Annotated in this window: 1 protein-coding gene; it reads left to right on the top strand. The window is 36.0% G+C overall.

Annotated features, from left to right (window positions below):
* Nucleotides 1-61: 61 nt before the first annotated feature.
* Nucleotides 62-627, top strand: a 566-nt coding sequence (locus tag ACFI34_RS18745; protein ID WP_462674594.1) for a rhomboid family intramembrane serine protease, incomplete at its 3' end; no start/stop codon positions are given.

Genomic DNA, 627 nt, shown 5'->3' with positions numbered 1-627 from the left:
TAGCTTCAAGGAAGAATATGAATTCTAGTCACAAACCTATTTTAGTATCGCAATATGTGTATTGACAATAACAGTTTCTCTTTTTGTCGCTTTTCAGATTTCTGGCTCACTGTTTGGTAAATCTAGAATCTTATATTTAGCGGATTATGGCGGGTTAACAGTAGATGGTTTAAGAAACTTTGAATTTTGGCATCTAATCACTTCTCAGTTTGTTCATGTACATCAAAAACACATGCTTTATAACGTATTAAGCATTGCCTTTTTATGTACTCTCATAGAACGCAAAGTTGGCTTCTGGTACGTATTTTTCATTTGGTTTGTTGCCGGTTCAATAGGTACATTTATCACAACGCAATTTGGCACTGCTCCTTGGAATACGGGTACTGGTGCCTCACAAGCTGCACTTGGCTTTGCTGGTTTTGGGTTGTTGTTATATTTATTCAGGTATAAACGAGATTATCTGCTCTTATTTTGTATCTTGTTTGCTATCATTCCAGCAATGTATTTAGATTTCAAAACTGCTGGCTATCCAAAACCTGGACACTCACTGAGCTTTATAATTGGAATCATAATGGCAGTTTATTTTCTCTTCGGCCAAACCAGTAAGATTCAGAGTTATGAAAGAAG

This window comes from Pseudoalteromonas sp. PSi26 (genome assembly GCF_054960575.1).
Note: the sequence above shows the minus strand (reverse complement) of the source record. Positions and strands in the feature narration are given on the sequence as shown.